The organism is Streptomyces regalis, assembly GCF_001509475.1.
Lineage (GTDB): Bacteria > Actinomycetota > Actinomycetes > Streptomycetales > Streptomycetaceae > Streptomyces > Streptomyces regalis.
In genome coordinates, this window is record NZ_LLZG01000110.1 from 1 (window position 1) to 7,955 (window position 7,955).

At 71.3% G+C, this 7,955-nt stretch carries 8 protein-coding genes; 4 read left to right on the forward strand and 4 right to left on the reverse strand.

The genetic code is table 11. The features are described 5' to 3' along the window. Positions 1-495 precede the first annotated feature (495 nt). A complete protein-coding gene (locus ADL12_RS16340; RefSeq protein WP_107119928.1) occupies positions 496-1,014 on the forward strand; it encodes a DoxX family protein in 519 nt (172 codons plus the stop codon). A gap of 56 nt (positions 1,015-1,070) precedes the next feature. Here the strand turns inward: ADL12_RS16340 and ADL12_RS16345 are convergent, their stop codons facing one another. Continuing rightward, positions 1,071-1,322, reverse strand: a complete 252-nt coding sequence (locus ADL12_RS16345; protein WP_062703038.1) for a hypothetical protein — start codon at positions 1,320-1,322, stop codon at positions 1,071-1,073. After that, positions 1,309-2,742, reverse strand: coding sequence for a PspC domain-containing protein (locus ADL12_RS16350; RefSeq protein ID WP_062703040.1), 1,434 nt, complete (start codon positions 2,740-2,742; stop codon positions 1,309-1,311). The genes ADL12_RS16345 and ADL12_RS16350 overlap by 14 nt, the downstream gene beginning before the upstream one ends. 143 nt (positions 2,743-2,885) lie before the next feature. On the opposite strand from ADL12_RS16350, the gene ADL12_RS16355 reads away from it, so the two are divergent. Next, positions 2,886-4,211 carry an ATP-binding protein gene (locus ADL12_RS16355; RefSeq protein WP_208614553.1) on the forward strand — a complete coding sequence of 442 codons (1,326 nt, stop codon included), beginning with the start codon at positions 2,886-2,888 and terminating at the stop codon, positions 4,209-4,211. Then, positions 4,208-4,927, forward strand: coding sequence for a LuxR C-terminal-related transcriptional regulator (locus ADL12_RS16360; RefSeq protein ID WP_062703042.1), 720 nt, complete (start codon positions 4,208-4,210; stop codon positions 4,925-4,927). Before ADL12_RS16355 ends, ADL12_RS16360 begins: the two co-directional genes overlap by 4 nt. 40 nt (positions 4,928-4,967) lie before the next feature. Here ADL12_RS16360 and ADL12_RS16365 read toward each other — a convergent pair whose 3' ends face one another. Next, positions 4,968-6,038: a C40 family peptidase gene (locus ADL12_RS16365; RefSeq protein WP_062703044.1), complete on the reverse strand. Its 1,071-nt coding sequence runs from the start codon at positions 6,036-6,038 to the stop codon at positions 4,968-4,970. 479 nt (positions 6,039-6,517) lie between these two features. Here ADL12_RS16365 and ADL12_RS16370 point away from each other — a divergent pair, with 479 nt between their 5' ends. Continuing rightward, positions 6,518-6,871, forward strand: a complete 354-nt coding sequence (locus ADL12_RS16370) for a hypothetical protein (RefSeq protein WP_062703046.1) — start codon at positions 6,518-6,520, stop codon at positions 6,869-6,871. Here ADL12_RS16370 and ADL12_RS16375 read toward each other — a convergent pair. Next, positions 6,849-7,895 carry a tellurite resistance/C4-dicarboxylate transporter family protein gene (locus ADL12_RS16375; protein WP_062703048.1) on the reverse strand — a complete coding sequence of 349 codons (1,047 nt, stop codon included), beginning with the start codon at positions 7,893-7,895 and terminating at the stop codon, positions 6,849-6,851. The genes ADL12_RS16370 and ADL12_RS16375 overlap by 23 nt on opposite strands. Positions 7,896-7,955: the final 60 nt, after the last annotated feature.

Below are 7,955 nucleotides of genomic sequence, written 5' to 3' on the forward strand. Positions count from 1 at the left end.
GGGCGTGCGGGTGGGTGGGGGTGCGGGTCTATGCCTGCGGCGGCCTGTGCGGGTGGGTGAGGGTGCGCGTCTATGCCTGCGGCGGCCTGCGCGGGTTTGGTGGGGGTGCGCGTTGCGCACTACTCGTGCGTTGGGGGTTGGGGCCGCGCCGGGGGGTGTCCGTCCTCGGTCGGGCGGTTGGGGTTGGGGAGAAGGGGCTGTTTCTTGACGCCCGCCGCTGCGGGCGGACACCCCCCGGCACGTCCCCTTCCCGCCGTGGGCGACTGCGGCGCCGCGTGGGTAAGCCCACACGCCGGGCCACCGATTCCGCCCCCGCCGCCCGCCCCAGCCGCGGGCAGTCGTGCCGCTAGGGCGGCACCCCCGCCCAGCCACGACGCACGGTGCAGAAAAAACGGGTCGGGACAGGATTGAGCCGCGTCGCTGTTGCGTACGTATGGTCTTTTGAGGGGTCACGGCCCGGCGGGCGAGAGGCGGCTACTGGCGATGGCTCACGGTATGCACACCGGCACGCACACTCCGTACCTCGACGGCGATCGGAACTGGCGGGATTCCGCCAGCCGGTATGCGCTGCTGCCGCTCCGCGTCTTCCTCGGCGTCACCTTCATCTACGCCGGCTTGGACAAACTCACCGACAGCGCCTTCATGCAGGACGCCGGCTCGGGCTCGATCGGCGACATGATGCGCGCCGTTCGTGACTCCTCGGCCATTCCGGCCATGGTCGACTTGTCGCTGGAGAACCCCGTTGCCTTTGGCTATGCCATCGCCTTCGGCGAGCTGGCCGTCGGTATCGGCACCCTGGTGGGGCTGCTCGCCCGTGTGGCGGCACTCGGTGGTGCACTCATCTCGCTGAGTCTGTGGTTGACGGTGAGCTGGGCCTCCGATCCGTACTACTACGGCAATGACCTGGCCTATTTGATGGCCTGGCTGCCTCTTGTGCTGGCGGGTGCCCCCATGTTGTCCCTGGACGCCGCACTTCGCTCGCGGCGACGGCAGCGGACGGGTGGGTATCGGTAGCCCCAGTCGGCGGGGCTACTGGTGGCGTGGGCCAGGGACCGGCTCTGGGACCCTGGTCAGTGGTGTGGGTCGGATTGGGGTTCCGGGGGCGTCGGGTTGGTTTCACGGGGTGATCCGCGGCGTCTGCGTATCGCCCGCGTCAGGATGGCTACCGCGCCTGCCAGGCACAGGCCGCCCACGACCAGCGGGATCACCGCGAACCACGGCGTCTCCCAGGCGCCGCCCGCGTCACCGGCGTAGATGACGCCCGCGAGGGTCAGGACGGTGCCGGCGACCAGCCTGCCGGGCTGGAACTCATGACGTAGCACGGCTCACCTCCGCCTGTCCCACGCCGATGCTGAGATCGAGGTCCAGTGTCCCCACGGCCTTGGTGCCCGTGGCCGGTGTCAGGGTCAGCTCCTTGTGCTTGCCCGGTGCCACGTCCACGTCCTGCTCGTCGTCGCCCGGCAGCTGGATGTCTCCCACCCCCACGTCGATGCTCACCTCCACGGTCACGTCCTTGGGGACGATCACTTTCAGCCGGCCCACACCCACATCTGCTCTGGTCGTCACCGTCTGGTCCCCGGTGAGCTTCACCCGGGACAGGTCCAGGGTGCCGACGCCGGTGCCGAGGTCGTACTGCGGCTGTACGTCCGCCACGGCCGCCGGTCGCCAGTTCCGCTCGATCCAGTGCGTGCTGATGTCCTTGGGCAGCGCGGCCGAGGAGGCCAGCAGGCCTGCTGTGATGACCGCCAGGAATATGGAGCCTGCTCCTGTGCGGCCCAGGAACGCGCTGACCGCTATGCCCAGGCCGAAGACGAGCAGCGCGCAGGACAGGCCGGTCTGCAGGCTGGTGCCGAGCGCGTGGTCCTCCCAGGTCGCGCCGGTGCCGAGGGCGCCCGCGAGCAGGGCCAGCAGGAACACCCAGCCGCCGATCCAACGCGGGCCGCGTGGCTTCGGCTGGTGCGGGCGTCGGGCGCGTATGTCCTGGCGGCTGCTCCAGGTGGTGCCGAGGCTGATGTTGACGGCCGCCGCGATGTCGCGGTCGCGGGAGTCGCGGGGGCCCCAGAGATAGCCCGTGCCGCCGTCGTGCGTGCCGTCCTTGACGATGGGGTCGCGCCACCAGGAGGGGTAGGCGGCGGGGACCGGTGGTGCCTGGGCCTCCGGTGGGGCGTCGGCGACGGCCTGGGCGGCGAGCGGGTCGGGGTCGGGGGTGCCGCGGTGCCGCGACCAGTAGCCGGCGCCCGCGAGGAGGAGGGAGAGGACGACGGCGAAGGCCAGCACACCGCCGTTCCTCAGTAGCGTCAGGAACACGCCGCAGCCGACCAGCGCGAACAGCACGGCCGTCAGCGCCTGGCCGTCGACGCGGCCGGTCAGCAGTTTGCGCACCTCGTTCTCGTCCTCGTCGTCGTACGGGACGAAGAGCCAGGCGAAGCCGTAGAAGATGAGGCCTATGCCGCCGGTCGCGGAGAGCACGGCGAGGGTGATCCGGAAGATCACCGGGTCCATGTCGCACTGCCGCCCGAGCCCGGCGCACACGCCGGCCAGCATCTTGTACCGCCGGGCACGCCGGAACCTGTGCGGCGGGTCGAGTGCACCCGGCTCGGCGGACGCTCCTGCTCCTGCTCCCGCGTGCGCGCGCGGTTCCTCACCCGCGGCGCTCGCGGGTGCCGGGCCGGACGGGGTGCCCGCGGGGGGCACGGCGTCCGGCTCGGGCACGGAGTCCGCGGCGGGCTGGTGATCTGTCATGTGTCCATGGTGACGGGCGGGTCGGCGTGGCGGGAGTCGGAATGACCCTGGTCGGACCCTGATATCGGCCCCTGATGGGGGTCTGGGGAAGCGTTCGACGCGGCGGTCTTCGAAGATCAGGGGTGTCTCGGGGGTCGACCCTGATGCCCTGCTGCTCCGGCCGTGTGAACATCGATGGCATGCCGGAAGCCGCAGCAGCGCCACTCGTCGAACCGCGGCCGCCGCGCAAGCTCTACCGCAGCAGCGACGGACGCTGGCTCGGGGGCGTGGCGCGGGGGCTCGCCGGACATCTCGGCCTGCCCGTCATCTGGGTGCGACTCGTCTTCGTCGGCCTGTTCATGGCGGACGGCCTCGGCGCGCTGCTGTATGCCGCGTTCTGGTTCTTCGTGCCGCTCGGCGTCGGCGGCGTCGACGCGCAGCGGCCCTCTCCCTTCGCCACCGAGACCGCGGCCGACGGCCGCCGCAGACTCGTCGCCCGCAAGCCGGACAAGGGGCAGATCGTCGCGCTGCTCCTCATGGTCGTGGTGGCGATGGTCTTCGTCGGCAGCGTGGACCTGGGCAGCGGCGCCAAGGCCTACCTCCTGCCTGCCGTGCTCGTCGGCGCCGGCGTCGCCCTGGTCTGGCGCCAGGCGGACAACGCCCGCCGGGCCCGCTGGATGGAGGCTGGGCGGCGTCGACGCACGCTTACACTGCTGCGCGCCGCGGGCGGCGTCGTCCTGGTCACGGCCGGCACCTCCGGCATCTTCGTCCTGCAGGGCTCCGCCGCTCACCTCGGCTCCGTCCTGCAGGCGGCCCTGGCGGTCCTCGTCGGTATAACGCTCCTCGCCGGCCCTTACCTGGTCCGGATGACCCAGGACCTCTCCGAGGAACGCCTGATGCGCATCCGCGCCCAGGAGCGCGCCGAGGTCGCCGCGCACGTCCACGACTCGGTGCTGCACACCCTGACCCTGATCCAGCGCAACGCGGAGAACGCGAACGAAGTCCGTCGCCTCGCCCGCGCCCAGGAGCGCGACCTGCGTACCTGGCTCTACAAACCCGAGGGCACCGGCAAGGACGAAGCCGACGAACCCACCAACCTCGCCGACGCGGTCCGGCGCAACGCCGCGGAGGTGGAGGACAAGCACGGCGTTCCCATAGAGGTCGTGGTTGTCGGCGACTGCCCGCTCGACGAGAAAATCGGCGCACAGATGCAGGCCGCGCGCGAGGCGATGGTGAACGCCGCGAAGTACGGTGGCGAGGGCGGCGCCGTGCAGGTCTACGCCGAGGTGGAGGGGAAGACCGTTTTCGTGTCCGTCCGGGACCGCGGTCCGGGCTTCGACCTCGACTCGATACCCGCCGACCGCATGGGCGTCAGAGAATCGATCATCGGCCGCATGGAGCGCAACGGCGGTACGGCCCGGCTGAGGGCGGTACCCGGGGGCGGCACGGAGGTCGAGCTGGAGATGGAGAGGGCGGAGAAGACGTCATGAGCGACCCGACCGAGGCGAGCGAGCCTGTGGAGTCGACCGGCGGGAGCGCGGGCGAGCGGCACGTGCGCGTGGTCCTCGTCGACGACCACCGCATGTTCCGTACGGGAGTCCAGGCCGAGATCGGCCGGACCGAGCAGACCGGCGTCGAAGTCGTCGGCGAGGCCGCGGACGTCGACCAGGCGGTCACGGTCATCACCGCGACCCGGCCCGAGGTCGTCCTCCTCGACGTGCACCTCCCGGGTGGCGGCGGGGTCGAAGTCCTGCGCCGTTGCGCCCCGTTGATGGCGGACGCCGAGCAGCCGGTCCGCTTCCTCGCGCTGTCCGTCTCGGACGCGGCGGAGGATGTGATCGGGGTGATCCGGGGTGGTGCGCGCGGATACGTGACGAAGACGATCACCGGAACCGATCTGGTCGACTCCGTCTTCCGGGTCCAGGAGGGCGACGCGGTCTTCTCGCCGCGCCTTGCCGGGTTCGTGCTGGATGCCTTTGCGTCGACGGACGCGCCGCCGGTCGACGAGGACCTCGACCGGCTGACTCAGCGCGAGCGTGAGGTGCTGCGGCTGATCGCCCGTGGCTATGCCTACAAGGAGATCGCCAAGCAGCTCTTCATCTCCGTCAAGACGGTCGAGTCCCATGTCTCGGCGGTCCTCAGGAAGCTCCAGCTGTCCAACCGGCACGAACTGACGCGGTGGGCGACGGCACGGCGCCTGGTGTGAGCCCGGGCCCGGGCAGCGCTCCCGGCCCCGGCTCGCTCGTTCACACCACCCGCGTGGCCCCCGCGAACGGCATCTCGTCGAGCGGGGCCACCCGGACCGGTGCCGACGGGTTCGGGGCGTGGATCATCTGGCCGTTGCCGATGTAGAGGCCCACGTGGCTGATGCCGGAGTAGAAGAACACCAGGTCGCCCGGGAGTAGTTCGGCTCGGGAGACGCGGCGGCCGGCGTCGATCTGGGCGTAGGTCGTGCGGGGCAGGGAGATGCCGGCCGAGCGGTACGCGGCCTGGGTGAGGCCGGAGCAGTCGAAGGCGTCCGGGCCGGTCGCGCCCCAGACATAGGGGCTGCCGAGCTTGGTGTACGCGTAGGAAATCGCGGACGCCGCACGGGAGTTGGGTGCCTGCGCCGTGGCAGTGCCAGGGGTCGTCAGGGCGTCGCGGGCGCCCGTGGAGGAACGTGCGGCACGGTTCGTGCCGCCTGTGCCCTCCCCGAGCCGAGCCCGCTCCTCGGCTGTCAGCCGGGTGAGCAGGCTTCGGGCCGTGTCCAGCTTGCCGGTGATCGTGTTCTTGTGCCGCTGCAGCTCCGCCTGACGGGACCTCAGCGAGGTCAGTTCGACGTGTGCGGCTCCGCGCAGCTGCTCGATCTCGCGTAGCTGCTCACGGACGCTCGCGACGGACGCCGCCTGACGGTTGCCGGCGCGTTCGGCGAACTCCGCTCCGTCGAGGTACCGGTCGGGGTCGTCGGAGAGCGCGAGCTGGAGGGACGGGTCGACGCCGCCGTCGCGGTACTGCGCCGCGGCCATCGAACCCAGCGCCTCCCGGGCCGAGTTGAGCCTCTCCGTCCTGCGAGCCGCCTCGTCCTGCAGTGTCCTGATCCGCCGCTCGGCCGCGTCCGCCTTCTCCTTCGCGCCGTTGTACTTCTCGGTGGCGACCTCCGCCTCCTGGTACAGCCTGTCCACCTTCGCCTTGACCTGCTCCGGTGTCAGCTGCGGCTCGGCGTGTCCGGTCCCGTCGAACCCCGTCGCCGTCGCGGCGCCCGTCAGGGCGATCGTCCATGCCGTGCGGGCCGTGTTGCCGCCGGCCGAGCGCTGACGGGGCTTGCGGTGCGCTGCCACGTGGACTGCACGTCCTTTCGTACGACCGCCGACGGCCGCCTCGTCCCGTACCGGCGCCTGGGGGAGCGGCCGTAGGACGCCCGGGGCGGGTTACGCGTCCGGCGGCGGCCCACACAGGGGGAGCGGGCCGCCGCCGGACTTTTTTCGGCGGTGGTGTCCGACTGCCGCCCCTGGCCCGGGCGGCGGTGGGGAGCCGGTCACCTGGTGGAGGACGCTAAACCTCGCTGTGTCGGGTCGGTAACGCGTTGTGCGGAAGTGCCGGGAGCGGACCGCGGTATGACCGTAAGTGAGCGTGATCCCGGGGCGGGGCCGTCGTGTTCACGCAGGGTGCTGACCGATGTGGCGGTTTCAGGACCCTTGCGGGTGACGGGGTGCTATGGGCCGCATATATGCACGATCACGCTCAGGAGTGGGGTGCGTGGGCGGGTGGAGCGGGGCGGTGTCGGGTGGTCGTCGCGTGCTGATTAGGCTCCGGCTCCATGGACGTACTCATCCACCTCTTCGTCGGCCTGCACATCATCGGTATCGCCGCGCTGCTCGGTGGTTTCTTCACCCAGATGAAGGCGATGGGCCAGGGCACCGCCCGGTTCGTCCCCGCGATGCTGCACGGCGCGCTGACCATGCTGGTCACCGGGGTGATCCTCGTCGGTCTCAATCAGGCGGACGACCAGTCCGTCAACAACATCAAGATCGGTGTGAAGCTGGCGCTGCTGATCGTGATCCTCGGACTCGTCTATGTGAAGCGGGACGACGAGACGGTGGACAAGAGGCTGTTCGGGGTGGTGGGGCTGCTGACCACGGCGAACATCTTCATCGCCGTGTTGTGGACGTGACGTCGGACTCGGGAGTGGTTCCGGGGTCGGACTTCGCTCCGGGGCGGCCGGGGCCGGTGTAGGTCCGCAGCGCGCCCGCGGTGACCGCCAGCCATGCCGCGACCGCGATCCACAGCAGTACCTCGCCGGGGGTCTTGAGCCACGGGACATCCACGGCGGTGGCGACGGCGAGCGTCGCCGCGGCGGTCATGCCCATCGGGAACACGGTGGCCCAGCGGCGTACGTCGTAGCGCAGCCGTGGCCAGGCGATCTCGGCGATGAGCAGGGCGGCGTACCAGGCCAGGTCCAGTACCAGCAGGGCGACGGTCACCGCGCGCAGGACGCCGCTGTCGTCGTCGTTCCAGAGGTACAGGCGGGCGCTGTCGGCGGCGATGAGCTTCGCTCCGGCGAGTGCGGAGATGGCGAGGGCGCCGCCCGCCACCCAGTGGTCGCCGGCGCCGTTCGCCATGTGCCGTGGATCGAAGCGGGGCAGTGCGATGACGTAGAGCAGCAGGCCGAGCCAGAACAGCACGAGCGCCGTGTGGGCGAGCCATGCCGTGGCCTCGGACGCGGCGAGTGTCGCGCCCAGGACGGCCAGGCCCTGGGTGGCCACGCAGCCCAGGAACACCGCGCCGGGCATGCGGCGGTGCCAGTGGCGTACGACCGCGATGGCGAGACCCGGCCACAGCAGGGCCGCCAGGGCCAGGAGGGCCTTGGCGAGGGGCTCCCAGCCGAGGGCGGTGAAACGGGTGCCCAGTACGGTCGTTGCCGCGACGGCGGTCAGGGCGGTCAGGGCGGCCGGGGTGGCTGCCTCTTTCTCCCACCTGTCGTGGTCCCACAGGAGCCGTGCGAGGAAGTCGACGGCCAGGGCCAGCCAGGCTGCGCAGGCCAGCGTGAGGGCGATCCGGGACAGGGTTTCGTAGCCCGTCTGGTGCAGGGCTACCGACAGGATGGCGGTTGCCATGACGGCGGCGCCGGCTGCGGGGGGACGTTGCGACCACCAGGTGCGGAGGGGGGAGCTGGGGGCGGTGGTGGTGGCGGGCATGGAGCCGATGCTAGGGAGCGCGGGGTCGGCTGACCGTGGGGCACGCGCGCGGGTGGGGTG

What these genes read in the sequence shown, in the direction of transcription:
- ADL12_RS16340 (WP_107119928.1), top strand. Translation starts at nt 496, where the DNA reads ATGCACACCGGCACGCACACTCCGTACCTCGACGGCGATCGGAACTGG.
- ADL12_RS16350 (WP_062703040.1), bottom strand. Translation starts at nt 2,742, where the DNA reads ATGACAGATCACCAGCCCGCCGCGGACTCCGTGCCCGAGCCGGACGCC.
- ADL12_RS16355 (WP_208614553.1), top strand. Translation starts at nt 2,886, where the DNA reads ATGCCCTGCTGCTCCGGCCGTGTGAACATCGATGGCATGCCGGAAGCC.
- ADL12_RS16360 (WP_062703042.1), top strand. Translation starts at nt 4,208, where the DNA reads ATGAGCGACCCGACCGAGGCGAGCGAGCCTGTGGAGTCGACCGGCGGG.
- ADL12_RS16370 (WP_062703046.1), top strand. Translation starts at nt 6,518, where the DNA reads ATGGACGTACTCATCCACCTCTTCGTCGGCCTGCACATCATCGGTATC.
- ADL12_RS16375 (WP_062703048.1), bottom strand. Translation starts at nt 7,895, where the DNA reads ATGCCCGCCACCACCACCGCCCCCAGCTCCCCCCTCCGCACCTGGTGG.